General features: G+C 68.7%; 20 protein-coding genes. 14 read left to right on the top strand and 6 right to left on the bottom strand.

The window, feature by feature from the left end:
* Positions 1 to 13: 13 nt before the first annotated feature.
* Positions 14 to 490, top strand: a complete 477-nt coding sequence (locus ACLJOO_RS15060; RefSeq protein WP_410787711.1) for a MarR family winged helix-turn-helix transcriptional regulator — start codon at positions 14 to 16, stop codon at positions 488 to 490.
* On the opposite strand, the gene ileS is transcribed toward ACLJOO_RS15060, so the two are convergent.
* On the bottom strand, positions 487 to 3,639 hold the full coding sequence (ileS, locus tag ACLJOO_RS15055) for an isoleucine--tRNA ligase (RefSeq protein WP_410787710.1): 3,153 nt from the start codon (positions 3,637 to 3,639) through the stop codon (positions 487 to 489). The two genes, ACLJOO_RS15060 and ileS, sit on opposite strands and share 4 nt — an antisense overlap.
* A gap of 498 nt (positions 3,640 to 4,137) precedes the next feature.
* On the opposite strand from ileS, the gene ACLJOO_RS15050 reads away from it, so the two are divergent.
* From ACLJOO_RS15050 to ACLJOO_RS15005, 10 genes are all read left to right on the top strand, one after another.
* On the top strand, positions 4,138 to 4,824 hold the full coding sequence (locus ACLJOO_RS15050; RefSeq protein ID WP_410787709.1) for a TraR/DksA family transcriptional regulator: 687 nt from the start codon (positions 4,138 to 4,140) through the stop codon (positions 4,822 to 4,824).
* Positions 4,797 to 5,408 (top strand): signal peptidase II, encoded by a 612-nt coding sequence (lspA, locus tag ACLJOO_RS15045; protein WP_410787707.1) that lies wholly within the window; start codon positions 4,797 to 4,799, stop codon positions 5,406 to 5,408. Before ACLJOO_RS15050 ends, lspA begins: the two co-directional genes overlap by 28 nt.
* 23 nt (positions 5,409 to 5,431) lie before the next feature.
* On the top strand, positions 5,432 to 6,340 hold the full coding sequence (locus ACLJOO_RS15040) for an RluA family pseudouridine synthase (RefSeq protein WP_410788675.1): 909 nt from the start codon (positions 5,432 to 5,434) through the stop codon (positions 6,338 to 6,340).
* Positions 6,341 to 6,402: 62 nt separating this feature from the next.
* On the top strand, positions 6,403 to 8,712 hold the full coding sequence (locus tag ACLJOO_RS15035; protein WP_410787706.1) for an ATP-binding protein: 2,310 nt from the start codon (positions 6,403 to 6,405) through the stop codon (positions 8,710 to 8,712).
* Positions 8,713 to 8,826: 114 nt separating this feature from the next.
* Entirely contained in the window at positions 8,827 to 10,476 is a 1,650-nt protein-coding gene (locus ACLJOO_RS15030) for a glycoside hydrolase family 13 protein (RefSeq protein WP_410787705.1), read from the top strand.
* The gene (locus tag ACLJOO_RS15025) at positions 10,473 to 10,790 is read left to right on the top strand and encodes a hypothetical protein (RefSeq protein ID WP_410787704.1); all 318 of its coding nucleotides are present in this window, start codon (positions 10,473 to 10,475) and stop codon (positions 10,788 to 10,790) included. The genes ACLJOO_RS15030 and ACLJOO_RS15025 overlap by 4 nt, the downstream gene beginning before the upstream one ends.
* A gap of 218 nt (positions 10,791 to 11,008) precedes the next feature.
* On the top strand, positions 11,009 to 14,557 hold the full coding sequence (dnaE, locus tag ACLJOO_RS15020; RefSeq protein WP_410787703.1) for a DNA polymerase III subunit alpha: 3,549 nt from the start codon (positions 11,009 to 11,011) through the stop codon (positions 14,555 to 14,557).
* Between the two features lie 33 nt (positions 14,558 to 14,590).
* Entirely contained in the window at positions 14,591 to 15,211 is a 621-nt protein-coding gene (locus tag ACLJOO_RS15015) for a hypothetical protein (RefSeq protein WP_410787702.1), read from the top strand.
* A gap of 47 nt (positions 15,212 to 15,258) precedes the next feature.
* Positions 15,259 to 17,073, top strand: coding sequence for a DUF3352 domain-containing protein (locus ACLJOO_RS15010; protein ID WP_410787701.1), 1,815 nt, complete (start codon positions 15,259 to 15,261; stop codon positions 17,071 to 17,073).
* 390 nt (positions 17,074 to 17,463) lie between these two features.
* Entirely contained in the window at positions 17,464 to 17,844 is a 381-nt protein-coding gene (locus ACLJOO_RS15005; protein WP_410787700.1) for a VOC family protein, read from the top strand.
* 1 nt (position 17,845) lies between these two features.
* On the opposite strand, the gene ACLJOO_RS15000 is transcribed toward ACLJOO_RS15005, so the two are convergent.
* Positions 17,846 to 18,547: an SDR family oxidoreductase gene (locus ACLJOO_RS15000; RefSeq protein ID WP_410787699.1), complete on the bottom strand. Its 702-nt coding sequence runs from the start codon at positions 18,545 to 18,547 to the stop codon at positions 17,846 to 17,848.
* Positions 18,548 to 18,648: 101 nt separating this feature from the next.
* On the opposite strand from ACLJOO_RS15000, the gene ACLJOO_RS14995 reads away from it, so the two are divergent.
* Entirely contained in the window at positions 18,649 to 19,518 is an 870-nt protein-coding gene (locus tag ACLJOO_RS14995; RefSeq protein WP_410787697.1) for a LysR family transcriptional regulator, read from the top strand.
* Positions 19,519 to 19,652: 134 nt separating this feature from the next.
* Complete coding sequence (locus tag ACLJOO_RS14990; RefSeq protein WP_410787696.1) at positions 19,653 to 20,717, top strand: serine hydrolase domain-containing protein; 1,065 nt, start codon at positions 19,653 to 19,655, stop codon at positions 20,715 to 20,717.
* Here ACLJOO_RS14990 and ACLJOO_RS14985 read toward each other — a convergent pair whose 3' ends face one another.
* From ACLJOO_RS14985 to ACLJOO_RS14975, 3 genes are all read right to left on the bottom strand, one after another.
* Positions 20,718 to 21,287 carry a dihydrofolate reductase family protein gene (locus tag ACLJOO_RS14985; protein WP_410787695.1) on the bottom strand — a complete coding sequence of 190 codons (570 nt, stop codon included), beginning with the start codon at positions 21,285 to 21,287 and terminating at the stop codon, positions 20,718 to 20,720. It abuts the gene before it with no gap.
* 79 nt (positions 21,288 to 21,366) lie between these two features.
* On the bottom strand, positions 21,367 to 23,199 hold the full coding sequence (gene recQ, locus ACLJOO_RS14980; protein WP_410787694.1) for a DNA helicase RecQ: 1,833 nt from the start codon (positions 23,197 to 23,199) through the stop codon (positions 21,367 to 21,369).
* A 10-nt stretch (positions 23,200 to 23,209) separates the two neighbouring features.
* A complete protein-coding gene (locus tag ACLJOO_RS14975) occupies positions 23,210 to 24,091 on the bottom strand; it encodes a helix-turn-helix domain-containing protein (RefSeq protein WP_410787693.1) in 882 nt (293 codons plus the stop codon).
* A 124-nt stretch (positions 24,092 to 24,215) separates the two neighbouring features.
* Between ACLJOO_RS14975 and ilvD the strand changes: the two genes are divergently transcribed.
* On the top strand, positions 24,216 to 26,066 hold the full coding sequence (gene ilvD / locus ACLJOO_RS14970; protein ID WP_410787691.1) for a dihydroxy-acid dehydratase: 1,851 nt from the start codon (positions 24,216 to 24,218) through the stop codon (positions 26,064 to 26,066).
* Here the strand turns inward: ilvD and ACLJOO_RS14965 are convergent.
* Positions 26,063 to 26,365 (bottom strand): type II toxin-antitoxin system PemK/MazF family toxin, encoded by a 303-nt coding sequence (locus ACLJOO_RS14965; RefSeq protein ID WP_131288663.1) that lies wholly within the window; start codon positions 26,363 to 26,365, stop codon positions 26,063 to 26,065. The genes ilvD and ACLJOO_RS14965 overlap by 4 nt on opposite strands.
* Positions 26,366 to 26,371: the final 6 nt, after the last annotated feature.

Here is a 26,371-nt window from a genome sequence, read left to right as displayed (position 1 = left end):
TATATTTCGGGGCATGGAGTTCGATCCTGCTGACGCGGACCTGTCACTGGCCTCGTTGTTCGCCGGCTGGGCGCTGGCCGACGAATTGCAGCGGCGACTCGCGGACGAAGGGTTCGCGGACTCGCGGTTTGCGGACGGTGTGGTGTTCCAGCATCTGGTCGGTGGGCCGGTGACGATCAGCACACTTGCGGAGAGGCTGGGCGTGACCCAGCAGGCCGCGTCGAAATCGGTCGCCGACCTGTGGAGCCGCGGCTATGTCAGCCGCCAGCCGGATCCGGCCGACGCCCGCGCTCGCCAGGTGCTCCTCACCGACCGCGGCCAGGCCGTGATCGCCGCCGCCCGCAAACACCGCGCGGCTCTGGATGCGGAAGTTCGTAAGGATCTGGGGGATGACCGCGTCGAAGAGGCGCGGTTGTTGCTGGTGGAGCTGATCGACCGGCTCGGCGCGAGCCCTTCGTTGCGGGCTCGCGCCGTCCGGCCACCTCGTTAGGCCTTGGTCAGCCAATAGGTGAGTTGGAGGTCCTCTTCGGTGCCGGTGGCAACGTCTGCCTCGGGCGGTGCCGCCTGGTGGAGTTCGACGGCGAGGACTTCGCGGGCGATCTCGTCGGCGTGCTTGCCGAGGGCATCGGTCAGTGCGGCGTCGGTCGAGGTCAGCCAGACCTTGATCCGGTCCGACACCTCGAGGCCGGCGTTCTTCCGGGCCTCCTGCAGGGTGCGAACGACCTCGCGCGCGAGGCCGGCCTGCTTGAGCTCCGGCGTGACCTCGAGGTCGAGGGCAACGGTCTCGCCCTGCTCGTTGACCACCGACCAGCCTTCCTTCGGCCGCTCGGACACCAGCACCTCGGCCTCGCCGACCTGGACGTCCTCGCCGTCGACCACGACGGTCGCCGTACCCGACTCCTTCAACGCAGCAGCCAGCGCGCCCGCGTCGGCAGCGGCGATCGCCGCCGCGACCACCGGGGTCTGCTTCGCGAACCGCTTGCCGAGCTCCCGGAAGTTGCCCTTCGCGGAGAACTCGACCAGATCCGCGCCCGCCGAGGACAACGGCGCGACCGTGCCCACGTTGAGCTCGTCGGCGATCTCCTGCAGCAGTTCGGGGGAGAGGTCCGCGATCGCGGCCGACCCGACCAGGGCGCGGGCCAGCGGCTGCCGCGTCTTCACCTTCGCCTCGGCCCGGGCCGACCGGCCGAGCTCGACGACCCGGCGCGCCATCGACACGTGCTGCGCCAGTACGTCGTCGATCAGCGTCTCGTCGTACGTCGGGAAGCTCGTCAGGTGCACCGACTCGGGCAGGCCGGACGTGACCGGGCGGAACACGTCCTGCCAGACCCGCTCGGTGACGAACGGCGTCAGCGGCGCCATCACCCGGGTGAGCACCTCGAGCGTCTCGTGCAAGGTGGCCAGCGCGCTGGCGTCACCGGACCAGAACCGGCGGCGGGAGCGGCGGACGTACCAGTTCGAGAGCACGTCGACGAACGAGTTGATCAGCAGACCGAGCCGCTGCGTGTCGAACGCGGCATACGCCTCGTCGGTGTCCCGGACGAGCCGGTGCGTCTCGCTGACCAGCCAGCGATCCAGCACCGAACGATCCTCGACCGCCGGAGCGTCCGCGGGCGACCAGTCGGCCAGCCGCGCGTACAGCGCGTGGAACCCGACCGTGTTCCAGTAGGTGAGCAGCACCTTCCGGACGATCTCGTTCAGCACGTTCGGCCCGATGCCGCGCGCCTTCCACGGCGACCCGGACGCGGCCATGAACCAGCGCACCGCGTCCGCGCTGTGGTCGTCCATCAGCGGGATCGGCTCCAGGATGTTGCCCAGGTGCTTGGACATCTTCCGGCCGTCCTCGGCGAGGATGTGCCCGAGACAGACGACGTTGCGGTACGACGACTCGTCGAACACCAGCGTGCCGATCGCCATCAGCGTGTAGAACCAGCCGCGCGTCTGGTCGATCGCCTCGGAGATGAAGTCCGCCGGGTAGGTCTCCGCGAACTTCTCCTTCGACCCCTCCGCCCACGGGTAGCCCCACTGCGCGAACGGCATCGAGCCCGAGTCGTACCAGGCGTCGATCACCTCCGGTACGCGGCGCGCCTCGGCGCCACAGGTCGGGCAGTCGAAGGTGATGTCGTCGACGTACGGCCGGTGCGGGTCGGTCGCGCTCAGGTCGCGGCCGGCCAGTTCGCCGAGCTCCGCCAGCGATCCGACGCACACCTGGTGGTCCTCACCGCAGCGCCAGATCGGCAGCGGCGTACCCCAGTAGCGCGAGCGGGAGACGGCCCAGTCGATGTTGTTGCGCAGCCAGTCGCCGTACCGGCCCCACTTGACCGAGTCCGGGTACCAGTTGGTCTTCTCGTTCTCGCGGAGCAGGGCGTCCTTCACCTGCGTGGTGCGGATGTACCAGGACGGGAGCGCGTAGTACATGACCGGCGTATGGCAGCGCCAGCAGTGCGGGTACGGGTGCTCGTACGGCACGTGCTTGAACAGCAGGCCACGGTCCTTCAGGTCCTTGACCAGCGTCTGGTCGGACTTCTTGAAGAACTGCCCGCCGACCAGCGGTACGTCGGCGTCGAAGTGACCGGTCGCGTCCACCGGTTTCACCACCGGCAGGTTGTACGCGCGGCCCACCGCGAGGTCCTCCGCACCGAACGCGGGGGACTGGTGCACCAGGCCGGTGCCGTCCTCGGTGGTGACGTAGTCCGCGAGGACGACGTAGTGCGCCGGCTCGTCGAACGGCACGAGCTCGAACGGCCGCTGGTACGTCCACCGCTCCATCTCGCGACCGCCGTACTCACCGGTGACGGTCCAGCCCTCGCCGAGCCGGTCCAGCAGCGACTTGGCGACCACCAGCGACTCGGTGCCGTCGGTGGCGACGACGTACTCGACCTCTGGGTGTACGGCGACCGCAGTGTTTGAAACGAGTGTCCACGGGGTCGTCGTCCAGACCAGCAGCGACGCCTGGCCGGCCAGCGGGCCGGAGGTGAGCGGGAAGCGGACGTACACCGACGGGTCGACGACGGTCTCGTACCCCTGGGCGAGCTCATGGTCGGACAGGCCGGTGCCACAGCGCGGGCAGTACGGCGTGATCCGGTAGTCCTCGACCAGCAGGCCCTTGTCGTGGATCTGCTTGAGCGACCACCAGACCGACTGGACGTACTCCGGGTCCATGGTCTTGTACGGGTGCTCGAGGTCGACCCAGTAGCCCATCCGGGTGGTCAGCTCGTTGAACGCGTCGACGTGCCGCAGGACCGACTGACGGCACCTGGCGTTGAACTCGGCGATGCCGTACGCCTCGATGTCGTTCTTGCCGTTGAAGCCGAGCTCCTTCTCGACCGCGACCTCGACCGGGAGGCCGTGGCAGTCCCAGCCGGCCTTGCGCTCGACCCAGAACCCCTTCATGGTCCGGTAGCGCGGGAACACGTCCTTGAAGACGCGGGCCTCGATGTGGTGGGTGCCGGGCATGCCGTTCGCGGTCGGCGGACCCTCGTAGAACGTCCACGGCTGACCGCCGGCGGACTGCTCGAGGCTCTTGGCGAAGGTGTCGTGCTCGTCCCAGAGGGTGAGCACCTCGCGCTCGAGCGCGGGGAAGTCGACCTGGGCGGGAACCTGCCGCCACGGGGTACCTGAGTTGCGCGCTGCCGCCATCTTTCTGCGTCCTTCGTCCGTCCTTGCCACTGGACGAGGGACGAAGTGCCGGACGTGTCGTCCAGCTACCGCGCGGTACCACCCTCCTTGGCGACCCGGAGTGCGGTCACCCACTTCCTTAACGACACGCTGCCGGTTCTAATAGGTCCCTACGGGACTGTTCTTCCGGCGGCTCCGGGGTGATGGCCCCATCACTGCCTTGCGGTTCGCGGTCCTCAGTGTACGGCGTCGTACGGGGTGACTACGAATCGTTAATGACTGGTGCGGTGCGAAATCGGGGAGGACAATTCTGCTGCGAGAGCAGCCGGGGGACAGAGATTGTTACGGACAGTGACGTCCGCAATGCGGTTGTGACGCGCGGAACATCGAGCGGACTTGAAGAACCGACTACCGTATGTCCACGGTCTGCGCGTCGGACTGGCACGCGGTGTTCGCGTGGCCTACTGTCTTGCGACCAGTCCGCTTCAGTCTCCGACGGAAGGCAGGGGGTAGCTGACCATGGCTACATCGGCACGGAAGAAGTCCGCCCCCCAACGTTCTGCCGCGGCCAAGAAGAGCGCCGCCGGCCAGCAGTCCGAACCGGTCCAGAAGACGACGGCTCGCAACGGCACGGCGAAGACCTCGCCGGCCAAGAAGACCTCCGCGGTGAAGAAGTCGTCACCGACCACCGCGGCCAAGAAAACAGCGGCTAAGACCCCTGCCAAGCAAGCTCCGACGAAGAGGGTGGCCATGAAGACGAACGAGAACAGGACACCGGCGACGGCGCCGGGGAAGTCCGCTGCACACACGGCCGAGACCTTCAAGGTGAAGCCGGGCGAGGACCCGTGGACCGCTGCCGAGCTGGCCGAGCTGCGCGCGGAGCTGGAGGGTGAGGTCGAGCACCTCACGCAGGAGATCAAGGACGCCGAGCAGGAGATCGCGGGCCTGTTCCGGGACGGCAGCGACGGCGCCGGCAACGACCAGGCGGACGTCGGATCCACGACCCTCGAGCGGTACCACGAGCTGACGCTGGCCAACAACGCCCGCGACATGCTGAACCAGATCGAGTTCGCGCTGACCCGGATCGAGGACGGCACGTACGGCGTCTGCGACAACTGCGGCAACGCGATCGGCAAGGGTCGGCTGCAGGCGTTCCCGCGTGCGACACTGTGCGTCTCATGCAAAGAACGCCAGGAACGCCGCTGAACGACCCCACCTCGACCCACCAGGTGGAGGACACAGACACCCCAGAACCGGCCGACAACCCGTCGGCCGGTTCTCCGTCGTCCCCGACCGGTCACTCCTGGAAATGGACTGTGCTGTTCGGTGGGGTGGGTTTGCTGATTCTGGTTCTGGATCAGCTGACGAAAGCACTGGCCTTGGCGCATCTGACGCCGGGGGAGCCGGCGAATGTGATCGGTTCGCTGCTCAAGTTCAACCTGATCCGGAACTCCGGCGCCGCGTTCAGTCTCGGCGCCGGCTACACGCCGTACATCAGCGCGATCCAGATCGCCGTGGCGCTCGGCGTGGTCTACCTGTCCCGCAAGCTCCGGTCGGTGGGCTGGGCGGTCGCGTTCGGGCTGCTGTTCGGCGGTGCGGTCGGGAACATCCTGGACCGGATCTTCCGGGAGCCGTCACCGTTCCACGGGCATGTGGTCGACTTCCTGCAGACCCCGCACTGGGCGATCTTCAACGTCGCGGACATGGCGGTGACGTCGGCCGCCGTACTGCTGGTGATCCAGACGCTGCGCGGCATCAAGCTCGACGGGACCCGGGAGCACCGGCAGTGACATCAGGGAGCTCCAGGACCGTGATGGTGCCCGACGGTCTCGCGGGGGAGCGGTTGGACGCCGCCCTGTCGCGGCTGTTCGGCGTCTCCCGGACGAAGGCCGCTGAGCTGATCGAGTCCGGCCTGGTCCAGGTCGACGGAGCCACGGCGCCGAAGTCGTCCCGGGTCGCGGCCGGAGTCATGCTCGACGTCGAGCTGCCGGCGCCGCCGTCCGAGGTGACCGTCGTACCGGAGACCGTCGACAACCTGCGGATCGTGTACGACGACGACGAGATCATCGTCGTGGACAAGCCGGTCGGCGTCGCCGCGCACCCGTCGCCCGGGTGGACCGGCCCGACCGTGATCGGGCACCTGGCCGGCGCGGGCTTCACCATCTCCACGAGCGGCGCGGCCGAGCGCAAGGGCATCGTCCACCGGCTCGACGTCGGCACGTCCGGTCTGATGGTGGTCGCGAAGACGGAGTACGCGTACACCGTCCTGAAGCGCGCCTTCAAGGAGCGCACGGTCAAGAAGATCTACCACGCGCTCGTGCAGGGTCACCCCGACCCGTTCACCGGCACGGTCGACGCGCCGATCGACCGGCACCCGCACCACGACTACAAGTTCGGCGTGGTGGCCGGCGGGAAGCCGAGCATCACGCACTACGAGACCCTCGAGGCGTTCCGGTACGGGACCCTCCTGGAGATCACCCTCGAGACCGGGCGCACCCACCAGATCCGCGTCCACATGTCCGCGATCGGCCACCCGTGCTGCGGCGACCTGACGTACGGCGCCGACCCGGTCCTCGCCGAACGCCTCGGCCTCACCCGCCAGTGGCTGCACGCGATGCGCCTGGGCTTCACCCACCCCGGCACGGGCGAGTACGTCGAGTTCACGTCGAAGTACCCCGACGACCTCGACCACGCTCTGGACCTCCTCGTCGACGCCCAGTGAAGCTCCCCTCCGGGACCGTCGCGAGCTGGTCTCAAGCGCTTCGATCCGGCCTACGCTGAGGCATGGCGGGGTCGAAGCCAGCATCGGCTCGTGGGCGGTTGCCGGCTGAGCTGACCAGTTTCGTCGGGCGGCGTCGCGAGCTGGCGGATACCAGGCGGTTGCTGTCGAGCAGCCGTCTTCTGACGTTGACCGGCGCCGGGGGAGTCGGCAAGACCCGCCTGGCGCTACGGATGGCTGCCGAGGTACGGCGTACCTTCGCCGACGGAGTGTGGTTCGTCGAACTGGCCGCGCTGCACGACCCGGCCCTGCTCGGACACACGCTGGCGGGCGCGCTCGAGCTGAGCCAGGTGTCGGCCGACCCGACCGCGGATCTCGCCGAGTACCTGGAGGACAAGCACCTGCTGCTGGTGCTGGACAACTGTGAGCAGGTTGCCGAGGCCTGCGCCGTCCTGGTGAGCAAGCTGCTGGCCGCGGCGCCACAGCTCCGGATCCTCGCGACCAGCCGGCACGTGCTGGGCGTGGAAGGGGAGCAGGTACTCGCGGTGCCACCGTTGTCAACACCGCCGGCCGACGCTCCGGACGCCGACGTGGACCAGTACGAGTCATTGGTTCTCTTCACCGATCGTGTGCGCGCGGTTGTGCCGGAGTTCCAGATCGACGAGAGCAACCGGGCTCAGGTGATCGAGGTCTGCCGGCAGCTGGACGGCGTACCGCTGGCGCTGGAGCTCGCGGCGGTGTGGATGCGGACGCTGTCGTTGTCGCAGATTCTGGAGCGGCTCGAGGACCGCTTCCGGCTGCTGTCCGGTGGAAGGCCTGCCGGACCGGTCCGGCAGCAGGCGTTGGACGCCGCCGTGACCTGGAGCTACGACCTGTGCTCACCGGCCGAGCAGCTGCTGTGGGAGCGGCTGTCGGTCTTCTCCGGCGGCTTCGACCTCGAGGGCGCGGAGGAGGTCTGTTCCGGCGACGGAATCCCACGGCACGACATGCTCGACCTGGTCGCGGGTCTGGTGAACAAGTCGATCATCACCCGCACCATGGCCACCGCCCACACGGTTGCCTGGTACGACATGCTCACCACGATCAGCCAGTACGGCGGCCGGCGGCTGGCCGAGGCCGGCCGGACCCGAGAGTTCAAGCTCCGGCATCGTGACTACTACCGGGCGCTGGCGGCCGCGTGGGCGGAGGACAGCTTCGGTCCGCGGCAGGCCGACTGGTTCATCCGGTTGCGCCGTGAGCACGACAATCTGCGGGCCGCGCTGGACTTCTGCCTGGCCGAGCCGGGCGAGGGTCCGGCCGCCGTCGAGATCGCCGCACCGCTGTGGAACTTCTGGTTCGCCGGCTTCCTCCGCGAAGGTCACCGGTACCTCACCCTGGCGATCGGTGCCGCGCCGGAGCAGACGCCCGCGCGGGCGCTGGGGCTCTGGGCAGGCAGCTACCTGTCGATGTTCCTCGGCGAGACGGACCAGCCGGCCCGGCTGCTGGCCGAGTGCGAGGAACTCGCCGAGCGGTACGACGACGATTCGCTGCGCGCCCGGATCGCCGAGGTCGCCGGTCATGCCCTCCTCTACCAGGGTGACCTGCCGGGCGCGATCGCCCTGCTGGAGGAGGGGCTGGCCGGGTACCGCGCGGTCGGCGACAAGCTCGGCGAGTTCGACGCGCTGATCCTGCTGACCGCGACCACCTTCTTCCTCGGCGATCCGCGGGCGGAGGGCTTCGGTCAGGCGGCGTACGAACTGGCCGCGTCCCGGGGTGCGGACTCGTCGAAGGCCTATGCGCTGTGGAGTGTCGGGATCGTCCAGTGGCGCGACCACGATCAGGTCGACGAGGCGACCCGGTCGTTCCGGGAGGCGATCCGGTTGTGGCAGCCGCTGAACGACCGGACCGGGATCGGGTTCTGCGTGCAGGCGCTCTCGTGGTGCGCCGGCTCGGCCGCACCGGACGAGCGGGCCGCCCGGTTGATGGGCGCGTCGCGGGCGGTGTGGCGATCCAGCGGGGCACATGTCGACGAGACGACGCCGTACAGCCAGTACGACGACCGGACCGAGCAGGGGATCCGGGCAGCGGTCGGTGACGTCGTCTTCGACGCGGCATTCGCGCAAGGGGCGGCGTACTCGTTCGAACAGGCGGTCGCGCTGGCGTTGGGGGAGGAGCGGGAGAGCGCGGCGAAGCCGGGGCTGGCCGGGCGGCTGACGCGGCGGGAGCACGAGATCGCCGTACTGCTCGGTGAAGGCCTCAGCAACCGGGAGATCGCCGCCCGTCTGGTGATCTCGCAGCGCACTGCCGAGACCCATGTCGACCACATCCTGAGCAAGCTCGGCTTCGCCTCCCGGGCCCAGGTCGGCCGCTGGGTGGCCGAGCACCCCGAGCGGTGACGATTTCGCCGATACCTACGTACCGAAATACGTAAGTGTCCCGATGTCTTCGCCGCCTGGTCTGCGGATCCTGGCTGACAACGTTGTCCCCTCCCACCGTTGCCGAGGTTCCCGATGTCTGCCGAGACGAGTTGCCCACCGCTCCGCGGCAGCACGCCCGGCTGGTGGCGGGACGCGGTGATCTACCAGGTCTACGTGCGGAGCTTCGCGGACTCCGACGGTGACGGTATCGGCGACCTGGACGGTGTCCGGGCCCGGTTGCCGTACCTGCGCAGCCTCGGCGTCGACGGGCTGTGGCTGAACCCGTTCTACCCGTCACCGCTGCACGACCACGGGTACGACGTCTCGGACTATCGCGGCGTCCACCCGGACTACGGAACGCTGGACTCCTTCGACCGGCTGGCCCGCGACGCTCACCGCCTCGACCTCAAGGTGATCGTCGACGTCGTACCGAACCACTGCTCGATCGAGCACCGCTGGTTCCTCCAGGCCCTCGCGGCCGGCCCGGGGAGCCCGGAGCGGGACCGTTTTCATTTCGCGGACGGTGTGGGCGACGAACCGCCGAACAACTGGCGATCGATCTTCGGTGGCTCCGCCTGGCAGCAGGTGCCGGACGGCCAGTGGTACCTGCACACGTTCGCGGCCGAGCAGCCTGACTTCAACTGGCGGCACCCGGACGTCGAGGCAGCCTTCGAGGAGGTACTGCGGTTCTGGTTCGACCGTGGCGCGGACGGGCTGCGGATCGACGTCGCGCACGGGCTGCACAAGGCCGAAGGGCTCCCGGACCATGAGCACGCCGACCACGACGAGCTGACCGGCGACCCGATCAACCCGCACGCCTGGAACCAACCCGAGGTGCACGAGGTGTGGCGGCACTGGCGAGCCGTCGCGGAGGAGTACACGCAGCGGACCGGCAGGGAGCGGGTCCTGGTCGGCGAGGTCGGCCTGCTCGACACCGAGCAGCTCGCGCAATACCAGCGTCCGGACGAGCTGCACCAGACCTTCTTCTTCGAGTTCCTCCGCGCCGACTGGGACGCGCCGGCGCTGTACGACGTGATCGACCGGGGGCTCGAGACGATCGCCGGGTCCGGGTCCTCCGTCGCCTGGGTGCTGAACAACCACGACATGCCGCGGTCGGTCACCCGGTATGCCGGAGGTGCACCGGGCTCCGGACCCGGCGATCTCGAACTCGGCCTGGCCCGGGCCCGGGCGGCCGCGCTGCTCATGCTGGCGCTGCCGGGATCGTCGTACCTCTATCAAGGCGAGGAGCTCGGCCTGCCGGAGGTCACCGACCTGCCGGAGCAGCTGCTCACCGATCCGATGTTCCACCGCACCGGCGGGGCCCGGCGAGGACGAGACGGGTGCCGCGTCCCGCTGCCGTGGACGGCGGAGCATGACGTGTTCGGCTTCTCACCGGACGGCTCGGCCGGTACGACGTGGTTGCCGCAGCCGGACTGGTTCGCGGAGCACGCGGTGGACCGGATGCTCGACCGCGGTGACTCGATGCTGCACCTGTACCGCGAGGCGCTCGCTCTGCGCCACCGCCTCCCCGCACTCGGGTCGGACGACTTCCGCTGGCTGCTGACGGAGCCCGGCGTACTGGCGTTCACCCGCGGCGACGGCTTCGCCTGCGTCGTCAACTGCTCGCCCAAGCCGGTCTGCAACCCGGTCGACGGGCCCCTGCTCCTCGCCAGCAACCCTGAGGCCGGCGAGAAGCTTCCCCCGAACAGCGCCGTCTGGACCCTGCTGGAGGCCGAGGCGTGACGCGTCCATTGGCCCTCGGCTACATCCGGGCACGGGTCCAGACGACGGACGACGACATCGCCGCGGCGAAAGTCGACCTGGCGGCGTTCGCCCTGGCCGAAGGCCTCGCGCTCGGCACCGTTTATCTCGAACACCCGCGGACCGCACCGGCCGCGTTCGAGGCGCTGCTGGACGAGATCCGCAGCGACAACGACGTCTGGGTCGTGGTGGTGCCGACTCCGCAGCATCTGACCGACGGCGGTCTCCCGGTGATGAGGCGAGACCTGGAACACCACGGCGCGGTGCACGTGATGGTCGCGGCGGCGACACCCTGAACCGGCTGACCTGGCGTCCTTGAGACCCCTGCTCGACGCCAGGTCGGCCGCTCCACCCCTGCCGCACCTCCGGGTGCGAACTGGTGTGGAAGTGGTGCGTTCCACGCCCGGATAGCGGGCGGTGGAGGGCTCGCCGGTGAGCCGATTCAGAACTGTCCACGGGCCCGCATAGGCTGTAGCGGTTCATCTGAATCGCGCCCCGGGAGGTCTGCGTCGATATGGCGTCCAGCGACAGTTTTGTGCATCTCCACGTGCACACGGAGTACTCGATGCTGGACGGCGCCGCGCGGATCGACGAGTTGTTCAAGACCGCCCAGGAAATGGGCATGCCGGCGATCGCGACCACGGACCACGGGTACGTGTTCGGCGCCTACGAGTTCTGGAAGACCGCGAAGAAGTACGACGTCAAGCCGATCATCGGCGTCGAGGCGTACCTGACGCCGCACACCCACCGCTCGGAGCGCAAGCGGGTCAAGTGGGGCGATGCGAACTCCGGCCGTGACGACGTCTCCGGCTCGGGTGCGTACACCCACATGACGCTGCTGGCGAAGAACACGTCCGGTATGCACAACCTGTTCAAGATGAGCTCGCTGGCCAGCCTCGAGGGCTACTACTTCAAGCCCCGGATGGACCGCGAGCTGCTGAACACGTACGGCCAGGGCCTGATCGCGACCACCGGCTGCCCGTCCGGCGAGGTGCAGACCCGGCTTCGCCTGGGGCAGTACAAGGAGGCCGTCCAGGCCGCCGCGGAGTTCCGCGACATCTTCGGCCGGGAGAACTACTACTGCGAGCTGATGGACCACGGCCTCGGCATCGAGCGGAACATCCAGGGCGACCTGCTGAAGCTGGCCAAGGAGCTCGGTCTGCCGTTGGTCGCGACCAACGACCTGCACTACACCAAGCCCGAGGACTCGACCGCGCACGCCGCGCTGCTGTGCGTCCAGTCCGGCTCGACGCTGTCCGACCCGAACCGGTTCAAGTTCGACGCGAACGAGTTCTACGTGAAGACCGCGGCCGAGATGCGCGAGGTCTGGAAGGACTTCCCGGAGGCGTGTGACAACACGCTGCTGATCGCCGAGCAGTGCGACGTGAGCTTCACCGAGGGCGAGGGCCGGTTCATGCCGCGGTTCCCGTGCCCCGAGGGCCACAACGAGGAGTCGTGGTTCGTCGCAGAGGTGGAGACCGGTCTGCACTTCCGGTATCCCGACGGCATCCCGGACGACGTCCGGAAGCGGACCGACTACGAGATCGAGGTCATCGTCTCGAAGGGGTATGCCGGGTACTTCCTGGTCGTCGCCGACTTCATCAACTGGGCCAAGGCGAACGGCATCCGGGTCGGCCCGGGCCGTGGCTCCGGCGCCGGTTCGATGTGCGCGTACGCGATGAAGATCACCGACCTGGACCCGCTGCTGCACGGTCTGTTCTTCGAGCGCTTCCTGAACCCGGAACGCATGTCGATGCCCGACTTCGACATCGACTTCGACGACCGCCGCCGCCCCGAGGTGATCCGGTACGTCACCGAGAAGTACGGCGACGACCGGGTCGCGATGATCGTCACCTACGGCACCATCAAGGCCAAGCAGGCGATCAAGGACGCCGGCCGGGTGCTGGACTACCCGTTCGCGATGGGCGACCGGATCACCAAGGCGATGCCGCCGGCGGTGATGGGCAAGGACGTCCCGCTGTCCGGCATCTTCGACCCGCAGCACAAGCGGTACTCCGAGGCCGGCGAGTTCCGCCAGCTGTACGAGGGCGACCAGGACGTCCGCAAGATCGTCGACACCGCCCGCGGCCTGGAGAACCTGAAGCGCCAGTGGGGTGTGCACGCGGCCGGCGTGATCATGTCCAGCGAGCCGCTGATCGAGCTGATCCCGATCATGCGCCGCGAGCAGGACGGCCAGGTCATCACCCAGTTCGACTACCCGAGCTGCGAGACGCTCGGCCTGGTCAAGATGGACTTCCTGGGCCTGCGGAACCTGACGATCATGGACGACGCGGTCAAGAACATCGAGGCCGCGCACGGGATCTCGGTCGACCTCGACAAGCTGAGCAAGGACCTCGACGACAAGCCGACGTACGACCTGCTGGCGCGGGGTGACACGCTCGGCGTCTTCCAGTTCGACGGCGGGCCGATGCGGGCGCTGCTGCGGCTGATGAAGCCGGACAACTTCGAGGACATCTCCGCGAGTACGGCGCTCTACCGGCCGGGCCCGATGGGCGCCAACAGCCACACCAACTACGCGCTCCGCAAGAACGGGCAGCAGGAGATCAGCTACCCGCACGACGAGCTCGCGGTCGCGCTCGAGCCGGTCCTCGGCGTCACCTACGGCCTGATCGTGTACCAGGAGCAGGTGATGGAGATCGCCCAGCGCCTGGCCGGCTACACGCTCGGCAAGGCGGACCTGCTCCGCCGGGCGATGGGCAAGAAGAAGCGCGAGGTGCTGGACGCGGAGTACGTCGGCTTCGCGGAGGGCATGAAGTCGAACGGGTTCTCCGACGCGTCGGTCAAGGCGCTGTGGGACGTCCTGCTGCCGTTCTCCGACTACGCGTTCAACAAGGCGCACTCCGCGGCGTACGGGCTGGTCTCGTACTGGACCGCGTACATGAAGGCCAACTACCCGGCGGAGTACATGGCCGCCGTCCTGACGTCCGTGAAGGACGACAAGGACAAGATGGCCATCTACCTGAACGAGTGCCGCCGGATGGGCATCAAGGTGCTGCCGCCGGACGTCAACGAGTCGGACTCGAACTTCACCCCGGTCGGCACCGACATCCGCTTCGGCCTGTCCGCGATCCGCAACGTCGGCGTGAACGTGGTCGCCGAGATCGTCGCGGCCCGCGAGGAGAAGGGCCGGTTCACCGATTTCGTCGACTTCATCGACAAGGTGCCGCTGCCGGTCTGCAACAAGCGCGTGATCGAGTCGCTGGCCAAGGCGGGCTCGTTCGACTCGATGAGCCACGCCCGGCGGGCGATCGTCGCGGTGCACGAGCAGGCCGTCGACGAGGCCATCGACCTGAAGCGGAACGAGGCGCACGGCCAGTTCGACCTGTTCTCGATGGGCGACGACGACGCGGACGAGGGCGAGGGCAACAGCCGCCTGACCGTGACGGTCCCGGAGATCGAGGAGTGGGACAAGGCCACCAAGCTGGCGCACGAGCGCGACATGCTGGGGCTGTACGTGTCCGACCACCCGCTGTTCGGCGTCGAGCACGTGCTCACCAACGGCAGCGACTGCACGATCGGTCAGCTGCTCGCCGACGAGGAGCGGCCGGACGGCAGCCGGGTGACGATCGGCGGCCTGGTGACCGCGGTCCAGCGGAAGGTGAACAAGCGCGGCGACATCTACGCGATCGTCACCATCGAGGACCTCGAAGGTTCGATCGAGGTGATGATGTTCTCCTCGGCGTACCAGCTGCACGCGCACCTGCTCACGAACGACGCGATCATCCTGATGAAGGGCCGGGTACGCCGCCGCGAGGACCGGCTCGAACTGAGCGGCGACGAGGTCGTCGTCCCCGATCTCACCGAGGGCCCGAGCGGCCCGGTGGTCCTCACGATGCCGGTCAACCGCTGCACCCCGCCGGTCGTCGACCAGCTGAAGGACATCCTGACCTCCCATCCCGGCATGACCGAGGTCCACCTACGCCTCCAGGCCCGCCAGAAAACGACGGTCATGCGCATCGGCGACCGCTTCCGCGTAACCCCCACCTCATCCCTGATGGCCGACCTGAAAGCCCTCCTGGGCCCCTCCTGCCTGGCCAGCTGATCGATGGTGGAACCAATGCGTCACACTGGCGTCGTGAGTCAACCGGAGTCGTCTCAGTCGTCGCCGTACCTGGCGGCGCCGTCGTACACCCCGTTCGGTGCGCCGGTCGTCGAGGAGCCGCGGTTGCCGTGGGCCAAGGCGGTTCTGGTGACTGTGGTGGTGTTTCTGGTCGCCGGTGTGGTGGCTGGGTGGGGGTGGCAGCAGTTCTCGCCGTTGGCGCAGTACACCGTGGACGAGCAGGGTGGCGCGCTGGGCGAGGAGCAGATGACCCGGATCTTCGGGCCGGACGGGACCTTCACCGCGATCGGGTTCGTGGCGGCTGTGGTGCTCGGCGCCGCGTTGTTCTGGTGGCTGCGTAACTACGGCCCGTGGTCGGTCGCGATCGTCACGCTGGGTGCGTGTCTTGGCGCCGGAGTGTCGTGGGGTGTCGGGATGCTGCTCGGGCACGACCCGCTCGAGCCGCGGCTGCGGGCGGCTCACCCGGGGGATCTGGTCTCGGCCCCGCTGGAGCTGCACACCTGGACTCCTGCGGCCTCTTGGCTGGTCGGCGCCGCGTTGGCGTGCGCGATCATCGCAGCCACGACCTGGCGGGCGGACCCGGTTGCAACCAGTTCGCAACCTGCTGCGTCGGAACCTGGACCGCCGCTCCACTAGCCTTTGTAGGTCCGGCGGTGAGGCCACCGGAGCCAGCGAGGGAGCATATGTCCGACCAGAACCAACCACCCACGTACCCAGGTGCCGGTGGTCAGCAGCCGCAGTACGGCCCGCCGCAGGGTCAGAACCCGCAGGGCCAGAACCCCTGGCCCCAGCAGGGTCAGCAGCCTGGCCTGCAGCGCGGTCCCCAGGGCCCGCAGCCGGGTCAGCAGGGTTACCCGCAGCAACACCCACAGCAGGGCCAGCAGTACGGTGGCCCGCAGCAGGGCGGCCCGCAGTACGGCGGTGCGCCGTACGGCCAGGGTGGATACGGGCAGCCGGGCGAGCCGAGTCAGCCGGGTCAGGCGTCGTACGAGCAGATGCATGTCGGCGGGCAGCCGCCGCAGGGGCCCGGGTACGGCGGTCCGCAGCAGTGGCAGCCGGAGCCGAAGAAGAAGCGCGGCAAGCTGATCCCGATCATCGCCGCGCTGGCGATGGTGCTGGTGGTCGCGGGCGGCGGCATCTTTGCCTACGGCAAGCTCGGCGGCGGTGGTAAGCAGCCGTCCGACGTGTTGCCGGGCACCGCGGTCGGGTACGTCCGCGTGGACCTGAACCCGTCCGCCGGCCAGAAGGTCGCGGCGATCCGGTTCATGATGAAGTTCCCGTCGGTGAAGGACAACCTGGGCCTCACCAGTGACCAGGACGACCTGAAGCAGAAGCTGTTCGAGCAGATCAAGAAGTCCGCCGGCGACGACCTCGCCGCGGTCGACTACGACAAGGACATCAAGCCGTGGCTGGGTGACCGCGCCGGTTTCGCCGCGCTGCCGCCGGCCGAGGGCAAGGACGAGCCGGTCCCGGTGGTCGCGGTCCAGATCAAGGACGAGGACGCCGCGACCAAGGGCATGGACAAGCTGCTGGCGAACGAGGACGAGAAGCCCGGTCGTGCGTTCAGCAACGGCTACATGCTGCTGTCCGAGGATCAGGCGACCGTCGACTCGGCGATCGCCGCGGCGAAGGACAACCCGCTGAGCAAGAACGCCAAGTTCAGCGCGGACATGGACAAGCTCGGCGAGCAGGGCTTCATCTCGGGCTGGGCGGACGCGAAGGGCCTGGCCTCGATCAGCGGCAAGGTCGACTCCGGTCAGATCGCCGGTCTGGGTGACGCCAGCGCGGCAGTGGCGCTACGGTTCGACGCGTCGTACGTCGAGCTGAAGGGCATCGCGCACGGCGACAAGAGCGTCAAGGTGGGTAATGCCGACGCCGGTGACCTGGTCACGAAGCTGCCGGACGGTACGGCGGGCGCGATTGCGATCTCCGGTGGCGAGAACCTGATCGACACCGCCTGGGCGCAGGTGCAGAAGGCGGGCGGCGACAAGCTCCAGCCGATGATCGACGAGATCGCCCAGGAGACCGGCCTGAAGTTGCCGGACGACCTGAAGACCCTCGCGGGCAAGAACCTGTCGGTCTCGATCGACAAGGACACCGCGGACGGCCCGAAGATCGCGGCCCGGATGGAGACCGACCCGTCGAAGGCCGAGCCGGTGGTGCAGAAGCTGACCACGCTGCTCCGCGAGCGTTCGTCGGCCAACATCCCGATCGAGACCGCGAAGGACGACGACACGCTTGTCGTCTCGACCAGCAAGGACTACGCCGAGCAGGTGCTGAAGGGCGGCAACCTCGGCCAGACTGAGAACTTCAAGCAGGCGCTGCCCGACACCAAGGGCGCGGTGATGATCGGGTACGTCGACTTCGAGGCGGCCGGCTCGGTCAGCGACCGGTTCTCCGACGACAAGGACCTGGCCGCGCTCCGCTCGGCCGGCATCGTCACCCGCTCCACCGGCGACGGAGAGGCAGAAATCAGCCTGCGGGTCGTCGCGAAGTAATCACATCACCGAAGAAGCCCCGGACCGCCTGACCACAGGCGTCCGGGGCTTCTCTGTGGATCCAGTGCCCGACGCCCTCGACGGAGACGAGTTTGGCGAAGGCCGGCCGCGTCCCTCAAGCGACCGTGGCGCAGGCACCGATGTCCGTCGAGTCGTGGGATTTGGCGGTCAAACGCAGCCTCGATCCACGACTCGCGCTCTCGAGCGGCAACCAAACGCCACGACTCGGCGTGAGACCGCACAGGCGGGGGCAGCCGTGCAGCGACGGTGGTGACCGCGGACAGGAGAGCCGGACAACTCTGCGCGAGGATTCTGCGGGTGATGTCGAAAAGCGCGGATCGGGTTCTACCTCCTGAGTGAAAGCACCTCTTCACGAGAAGGAGAATCAGCATGAACCACATCAGCGAGATCAGGACGGTCGGCGTTCCGGTGAGCGATCAGGACCGGGCGGTGGCGTTCTACACCGAGACGTTGGGGTTCGAGGTGCTGATGGATGCGCCGTTGCCGCAGCTCGGTGGGCGGTGGATCGTGGTCGCTCCGGCAGGGTCGTCTGGATCGGCGGGGAGTATCGCGCTCGTCCCCGCGAGTGCGGGCAACCCGGCCGGCGTCGACACCGGCATCCGGATGGCCAGCCCGGACGCCAAGGCGGCCCACCAGCACTTCCTCGGCGCCGGCGTCGACACCGACGAACTGCTGGAGTGGCCGGGCGTCCCGCCGATGTTCAGCCTCCGCGACCCCGACGGGAACCGTCTCTACATCTCGCAGGCCTGACTCAGACGAGGACGTGTCCGCCGTCGACGGTGACGATGGAGCCGGTCGCGTACGGCTGGTTCATCAGGTAGACGTAGGCGGCGGCGATGTCCTCGGGTTCGCCGACGCGTTGGACGGGCAGGTGGCGGGCGGTCTCGTCGTACTCGAGGGCGCCGCGCCACAACGGCGTACGGACGACACCGGGTTTGACGGCGTTGACGCGGAGCGGGGCGAGTTCGACGGCGAGGGCCCGGACGAGGGAGTCCACCGCGCCGCAGATACTCGAGGCGACCGACCAGCCGGCGCCGGGCCGGTCCGCGGCGGCGCCGGTCGTGAGTACGACGGAACCGCCCGGACGGAGCCTCGGTACGGCGGCACTCACCGCACCGAGCGCGCCGAAGTACCGCAACTCGAAGGCGGCACGGGCCTGGGCGAGGTCCATCGTGCCGACCTCGAGCAACGTCAGGGCTTCCCCTGCCGTGAAGACCAGGTGGTCGAACGGATCGAGACCGGTGAAGAACGCCGCCACAGCAGCGGAGTCGGTGAGGTCGACGGCCGCGCCGGTCGCCGAGTCGGGGAGGGTTGCGAGCGCCCGCTGCACCGAGTCGGGGTTGCTGGAGGCAACGATCACGGTCGCGCCCTGGGCGGCGGCGAGTTGAGCGGTCGCGAGCCCGATGCCCGACGTACCACCGAGGACGACGACGCGTTGGTCCTGCAGAGTCACGGAACTGCCTTTCGTGGTGGGGATTTCGCTTTCCACGATGCGGCCGTCCGGGGACCGGCGTCCAAGACCTGTTCCGGTCGCTGTAATACCCTGAAGGTATTATGGATGTCGATCTCCGCAAGCTTCGGTACTTCGTGGCCGTCGCCGAGGAACTGCACTTCGGGCGCGCGGCCGAGCGGCTGCACATCGCGCAGCCGGTGCTGTCGCGGCAGATCCGCGCGCTCGAGGACGAGCTACGGGCGCAGTTGTTCGTGCGCACCAAGCGAGCCACCGAACTGACGGCGGCCGGTCGCCAGTTGCTCGACGACGCCCGCCCGCTGTTGGCCGCCGCGGACGCCACTCGGCGCAGGGTCGCGCTCGCGGCGCGTGGCTCGAAGACGTTCACGATCGGCTTCATGCCGGGCCTGACGGTGACCGAGGCGGTGCGCGGGTTCGGCCAAGCGCATCCCGACCTCGAGATCGAGCTGATCCGGACCACGTGGGACGACCAGGTCGACGTACTGCACGACGGACGGGTGGACGTGAGCATCGTCCGGCTGCCGATCGATCAGGCCGGGCTGACCGTTCGCCCGCTGTTCGACGAGCCGCGGGTCGCCACGCTGCCGGCCGATCATCGCCTGGCCGGCAAGCCCGTCATCGACATCACCGACCTCGCCGACGAGCACCTGCTGCAGGACCCGGACGCCGTACCGGAATGGCGCGACATCGCCGTCGAGCTCCGCACCCGGACGGCGAAGCCGGTCCCCGTCCTGCGCAGCGTCGAGGAGAAACTCGAACACGTCGCCGCCGGCCGCGGCGTCTCGATCATCCCGCTGTCCGTCGCGACCTTCTACCAGCGTCCCGACGTCGTCACGGTCCCGGTCGACAACCTCGCCCCGAACACGGTCTGCCTGGCGTGGATCGCGACCCGCCGCTCCCGTCTCCTCCAGGACTTCGCCACCCTGGCCGGCTCGGTCAGCTGGACGCCGTAGGACTGCCCGATCGGGTACGGCGTTGTGGTCTGTGCCGGTGCCATCATCAGCAGATGGTGAGAACTGGGGCGGCCGTGCTACTGGTGCTGGGGTTGGTGGCTTGTTCTGGCGGCGGGGGAGAAGAGGCGCCTAGGGTGACGCCGGCCGCTGCGAGTTTCCCCGACCCGGGAACGGGCACGCTGGATCCGGCGAAGGCGAAGGTCCTGCAGGATGTGCTCGAGAAGGTCGTCTCGATGCCGGACATCGAGTCGGGTGCGCGCGGTGTGACCGCCGCGGTCGTCACCGATCGGTGGACCTGGTCGGGCGCCGCCGGGGTCGACGCGCGCGGTACGAAGGTGGTGCCGACGTCGAGCATGGCGGTCGCGAGTATCACCAAGACGTTCGTCGCGTCCGAGGTCATGCTGCTCGCGAAGGCGAAGAAGGTCGATCTCGATGCCCCGCTGTCGACGTACGTGAAGCACAAGCTGACCGCGAACAACGCAACCGTTCGCCAGCACCTCTCGATGACCTCAGGCGTACCGAACTACCTGCCCGCGGACTACGCCCACCTGGACAAGGCCATCGCCGCCGCGCCCAGCAAACACTGGACCCCCGAGCAGGCGCTGTCCTACGACACCGCACCCGTTGGGGCGCCCAACAGCCCGTACAACTACAGCAATCCGAGCTATGTCCTGCTCGGCATGCTGATCGAAAAGGTCACCGGGCAGCCGCTCGCCACCGTGCTTCGCCGGGACCTCGCGACGCCGGCCGATCTGCAGCACGCGGCCTTCCAGGACGCGGAGAAGCCACAGGCTCCGGCGGTCGCCGACGCCAACCCGGTGTGCGGCAAGCCGGACGGCTACCTCCCGTGCCGAGCGATCGCCAGCCTGTCCGCCGCGAACGCGGGCCTCGCCGCCGACGCCCCGACGGTCGCCCGTTGGGGCTACGAGTTGTACGGCGGCCGCGTGCTGCCGCCCGAGCTGGTCGCGGATATGACGAGCGGCGAGGGCGGGTACGGATTGGGCACGATGCTGTTCTCGCAGCAGTTCGGCATCGACCCGGCGTACGGTCATCGCGGTGACATGCCCGATCACTCCAGCCTGCTGATCGTGATCCCGGCCAAGAAGCTCGCGGTCTCCCTGCTCCTTGCCGATGGCAACAAACACGTCGACACCACGATGACCGAACTCCTCACCGCACTGCAGCCGCTCCTCAGCTGATCAGCGGCGGACCCGGTAGCGGAGGTGGGTCGCTCGCGGGGTGTCGATCACGCGGACGATCTCGAGTTCGACGCGGTCGGGGAGTACGTCGAAGAGTCGCAGACCGCTGCCGAACAGGACCGGCACCTGGCTGATCTGCAGCTCGTCGAGGACACCGGCCGCCAGCGCCAGTTGTGCGGTGACCGCGCCGTGGACCAGGACGTCCTTGTCACCGGCCGCCGCCTTGGCCTGCGCCATCGCGGTCTCGATGTCACCCACGACGTGGACGTTCTCGTAGTCGACCGGAGACGGGTCGCGGCTGAGAACGAAGATCGGTACGCCGTGATGGTCGCCGCCGTAGTAGTCGACCTGCTCCGCCGTACGACGGCCGACCAGGACCGCGCCCGTGGCGTTGAACTCGTCCCAGATCTCGCCGGGCTCGCCGTCCGGGCGGCCCACCTCGCCGTCCGCGTCCAGGTACCACTCGTGCAACCGCATGAAGTCGTCGCCGCCGGGGTTGCCGGGCCGGTCGTCCGGACCGGCGATGTAGCCGTCGGCGGACATCGACATCAACAGCACGGATGAAGACATGGTCGTTCTCCCAGTCTCGCGGGCACGGATGGTCCGCACCCTGTGCCAAGGCGTCGAAGACCGGCAGCGCGATTCGACATCACTCAGCGGCCAGAGTCTCCAGCACGCCCTCGCCGTACTTGGTCAGCTTGTTCTCGCCGATGCCGCTGATCGTGCCCAGCTCGGCCAGCGACGACGGCTGGTCGGTGGCGATCTGCCGCAGCGTCGCGTCGTGGAAGATGACGTACGCCGGAACGCCCTGCTCCTTGGCCACGGCCGCCCGCCACGCGCGCAACCGCTCGAACACCGGCGCCGCCTCCGGTGGCAGATCGGCCGCCGCCTTCTTCCCGCCCGACGACCTGCTCGACGACCGGACCCGCTCGGGCTCCCGGCGCATCATCACCTCGCGCCGCCGGCCGAGCACCTCGCCGCTCTCCTCGGTCAGCACGAGCGTGCCGTAGTCACCCTCGACCGCCAGCAACCGCAGCGCCAGCAACTGCCGGACCACCCCGCGCCATTCGGTGTCCTTCAACTCGGTGCCGATCCCGAACACCGTCAGCTCGTGGTGCCGGAGCTGCTTGACCTTGTCGGTCTCCTTGCCGAGCAGGATGTCGACCAGTTGCCCGGCGCCGAACTTCTGCCCGCGCTCGTGCTGCAGCCGATAAACCGTCGACAGCAGCTTCTGCGCCGCGATCGTCCCGTCCCACGACTCCGGCGGCGTCAGGCAGGTGTCGCAGTTCCCGCACGCGTCGCCCTGCTGACCGAAGTACGCCAGCAACTGCGACCGACGGCACTGCACGGTCTCGCACAGCGCGAGCATCGCGTCGAGATGCGAACCCAGCCGCCGCCGATGCGCGAGGTCGCCCTCGGACGTGTCGATCATCTTCCGCTGCTGTACGACGTCCTGCAGCCCATAGGCCAGCCACGCGGTCGAGGGCAGTCCGTCCCGCCCCGCACGACCGGTCTCCTGGTAGTAGCCCTCGACCGACTTCGGCAGATCGAGATGCGCGACGAACCGGACGTCCGGTTTGTCGATCCCCATCCCGAACGCGATCGTCGCCACCACGACCAGCCCGTCCTCGCGCAGGAACCGCGCCTGGTTGGTCGAGCGCGTCCGGCTGTCCAGGCCCGCGTGGTACGGCACGGCTTCGATCCCGTTCTGGGTCAGGAAGGCTGCGGTCTTCTCGACGCTGTTGCGGGACAGGCAGTACACGATGCCCGCGTCGCCGGCGTGCTCGGTGCGGAGCAGGTCGAGCAGCTGCCGCTGCGGGTTGTCCTTCGGGACGATCCGGTACTGGATGTTCGGCCGGTCGAAGCTCGCGACGAAGTGCTTCGCCTCGTCCAGCTTCAGCCGGGTCGCGATCTCCTGATGCGTCGCCTCGGTCGCCGTCGCGGTCAACGCGATCCGTGGTACGTCGGGCCAGCGCTCGTGCAGCTCGGACAGCATCAGGTAGTCGGGCCGGAAGTCGTGGCCCCACTGCGACACACAGTGCGCCTCGTCGATCGCGAACAGTGCGATCTTGCCCTGGTCGAGGAGCCGCACGGTCGCCTCGACCCGCAACCGCTCGGGCGCCAGGTACAGCAGGTCGAGCTCGCCGGCCAGGAACGCCTGCTCGACCTCACGCCGCTGCTCGAAGTCCTGCGTGGAGTTCAGGAATCCCGCCCGTACGCCGAGCGCGGTCAGCGCGTCCACCTGGTCCTGCATCAACGCGATCAGCGGCGAGATCACCACGCCGACGCCGGACCGGACCAGCGACGGGATCTGGTAGCACAGCGACTTGCCGCCGCCGGTCGGCATCAGCACCAGCGCGTCACCGCCCGCGACGACGGTGTCGATGATGTCGGCCTGCTCACCGCGGAAGGATTCGTACCCGAACACCCGCCGGAGAACCTGAAGAGCTTCGGAATCGGGCAGCTCGGTCGTGTCACTCACCCCGGCGAGTCTAATGAGATCGCGCCGACGATGCTGGCGCGATCGCCGGGCCCTGTGGATTACGGGCGAAATCGGCTGGTAGCGCCGGGAGTTCCTCGATCATCCATTGGCGCGGCGAGCAGCCGGCGATCGCCCGGAACTCACGGGTCAGGTGCGCCTGATCGGCGTACCCGGCGGCGGCCGACAGTTCGGACAGCCGGGTGTGCGGCCGGCGGCGGAGCGTCGCGGTGACGAGCTCGAGGCGCAGCACCCGGGCCGCGACCTTCGGCGGCAGGCCGAACTCGGACCGGAACCGATCGGTGAGATGCCGCCGGCTCCACCCCACCTCCTTCGCCAGCTCCTGTACGCCGATGCCGCCGCTGGACTCGCACAGCCGCAGCCACGCCCACCCCAGCTCCGGGCGGATCGCGCCCGCCCGGCGCTGACCGAGCTCCCGGAGCAGCCACGTCTCGAGCACGTCGAAGCGTGCGGACCAGGTCGCTGCCTGCCGCAATCGCTCTGTCAGCTCGCGTGCCCGGCGCCCGAGCAGCTCGTCGAGACTGAGCACCCCGGACGCGAGCTCACCCGGCGGCAGGCCGAGCAGCACCCGCGCGGCGGCTGGAGTGAGGTTGAGCTGCACACCGGCGCGACTCGGCGTCTGGCCGACCTCCACGGCGCTCGAGTGCAGCCCGCCGACGAGTGCGTCGTACTTCTCCACCGGACCGCCCGGCCACGCGACGCCCAGCGGCTCGTCGAGGGTGACGATGACGGTCAGGTAGCGCGAGGGCAGGCCGCGGTGCAGGTCCGGGGGATCGGCGTCGTACGCATACCCGATGACGTCGCTCGCATACGGACGGAGCGCCGCGTGCAGCGGTCGCGTGCTGTACTCGATTCCCGGCTCCGTCTCAGCCATATGAACAGGCTAGATCGGCCCACCGACAGAATCAGTACCTCCACGATCCGGGACCCGCGTACCGGCATCCGGACGGGCGTGGCAGGATCGACGAGTACGTTTCTAGCTGCAAGGAGATGCCGTCGTGCCCGCTCTCAGGTCCCGTACAGTCACCCACGGCCGCAACATGGCGGGCGCCCGCGCGCTCATGCAGGCCTCCGGGGTAGCCCGGGAGGACTTCGGGAAGCCGATCATCGCGGTGGCGAACAGCTTCACCGAGTTCGTCCCAGGCCACACGCACCTGGCCCCGGTCGGCCGGATCGTGTCCGAGGCGATCCACGCGGCCGGCGGGATCGCCCGCGAGTTCAACACGATCGCCGTCGACGACGGGATCGCGATGGGTCACGGCGGCATGCTCTACAGCCTGCCGTCCCGGGACCTGATCGCCGACTCGGTCGAGTACATGGTCGAGGCGCACTGCGCGGACGCACTCGTCTGCATCTCGAACTGCGACAAGATCACCCCCGGCATGCTGATGGCGGCGCTCCGGCTGAACATCCCGACCGTGTTCGTCTCCGGCGGCCCGATGGAGGCCGGCCGCGCGACGCTCGTCGACGGCACGGTCCGCAAGCTCGACCTGATCGACGCGATGTCCGAGGCCGTCAACGAGAACGTCTCCGACGCCGACATCCTGCGGATCGAGGAGAACGCCTGCCCGACCTGCGGTTCCTGTTCCGGCATGTTCACCGCGAACTCGATGAACTGCCTGACCGAGGCGATCGGCCTCTCGCTGCCGGGCAACGGCTCCGTGCTGGCCACCCACACCGCCCGCCGCGCGCTGTACGAGAAGGCCGGCGAGACCGTCGTACGGATCACCCAGCGGTACTACGACAACGACGACGCCACCGTGCTGCCGCGGAACGTCGCCTCCAAGGAAGCGTTCGAGAACGCGATGGCCCTGGACATCGCGATGGGCGGGTCGACCAACACGATCCTGCACCTGCTCGCGGCCGCACAGGAGGCGGAGGTCGACTTCGACCTCGACGACATCAACGCGGTGTCGCGCCGGGTCCCGTGCCTGGCGAAGGTCGCGCCGAACGTCGCGCCCCAGGGCACGTACTACATGGAGGACGTGCACCGCGCCGGCGGCATCCCGGCCATCCTCGGCGAGCTGCACCGCGCCGGCCTGCTGAACCAGGACATCCACACCGTGCACAGCGACTCGATCGACGAGTGGCTGAAGACGTGGGACCTGCGCGGCGGATCGCCGTCGCCGGAGGCCGTCGAGCTGTGGCATGCGGCGCCGGGCTGCAAGCGGTCGGCCACCGCGTTCTCGCAGTCGGAGCGGTGGGAGACGCTGGACGACGACGCGGCGAACGGCTGCATCCGGGACCGCGAGCACGCGTACTCCAAGGACGGCGGTCTCGGCGTCCTGAAGGGCAACCTGGCCGTCGACGGCTGTGTCGTGAAGACGGCCGGTGTGGACGAGTCGATCTGGACCTTCGAGGGCCCTGCGGTGGTGTGTGAGTCGCAGGAGGAAGCCGTCGAGAAGATCCTGGCCAAGCAGGTCCAGCCGGGCGACGTCGTCGTGATCCGGTACGAGGGCCCGAAGGGCGGCCCGGGCATGCAGGAGATGCTGTACCCGACGTCGTTCCTCAAGGGTCGCGGTCTCGGCAAGGTCTGCGCGCTGATCACCGACGGCCGCTTCTCCGGCGGTACGTCGGGACTCTCGATCGGGCACGTGTCGCCCGAGGCGGCGTCCGGCGGGACGATCGCCCTGGTCCAGGACGGCGACCGGATCAAGATCGACATCCCGAACCGGTCGATCGAGCTGCTGGTCGGCGACGACGAGCTGGCCGCACGCGAGGCGGCGCTCGGCGGCGTCTACGCCCCGAAGAGCCGCGACCGCAAGGTCACGACTGCCCTGCGCGCCTACGCCGCGATGGCGACCAGCGCCGACAAGGGCGCGGTCCGCGACATCAGCAAGCTGGGTTAGAACTCAAGGTCGAACGCCAGGTTGATCGCTTCGGCCAGGGCAGGTTCCTGGTCGGGGTGGAGGTACCCGATCAGGCGGCCGAGCTGCGCCTTCGGGATGGTCTGGATGTTGTCGCAGGAGATCGCGCTCGGGTGGTCGAGGCCGTTGTCGGGCCCGACCAGGACCTCGGTGGACAGGCCACGGATCGTGCTGGTGATCGGCGCGACCGTCACGTTGGTGAGGCGCGGCCGGATCAGTTCACGGGTCAGCACGACGACCGGCCGGGGTTTGTCGAGCCGGGCGATGTGCAGCGGACGCACGACGTC

The organism is Kribbella sp. C-35, from assembly GCF_046549195.1.
Taxonomy (GTDB): domain Bacteria; phylum Actinomycetota; class Actinomycetes; order Propionibacteriales; family Kribbellaceae; genus Kribbella.
Note: the sequence above shows the minus strand (reverse complement) of the source record. Positions and strands in the feature narration are given on the sequence as shown.